The following is a 236-nucleotide window of genomic DNA, read 5'->3' as shown; positions in this document are numbered from 1 at the left end:
GCGGAGGGGGTCGGCATCATCCCGTGGAGCCCGCTCCAGGGCGGCTGGCTGACCGGGAAGTACCGGCGGGGCATGAGCGAGGCCGCACCGGGCACCCGGGAGGCCCGCTACCAGCGGGAGCTGGGGCGCGAGGCCTGGCGGGAGCGGGACAACGACGAGACCTGGCGGGTCGTCGAGGCCGTCGTCGCCGTCGCGGAGGAGACCGGGCGCACCCCGGCGCAGGTGTCCCTGCGCTG

At 77.1% G+C, this 236-nt stretch carries 1 protein-coding gene; it reads left to right on the top strand.

All coding sequences use genetic code 11. The features are described 5' to 3' along the window. The coding region (locus G3I42_RS12900; RefSeq protein ID WP_203606728.1) for an aldo/keto reductase at positions 1–236 on the top strand (236 nt) is incomplete at both ends.

This window comes from Streptomyces sp. SID11385 (genome assembly GCF_010548245.1).
Classification (GTDB): Bacteria; Actinomycetota; Actinomycetes; order Streptomycetales; family Streptomycetaceae; genus Streptomyces.
Note: the sequence above shows the minus strand (reverse complement) of the source record. Positions and strands in the feature narration are given on the sequence as shown.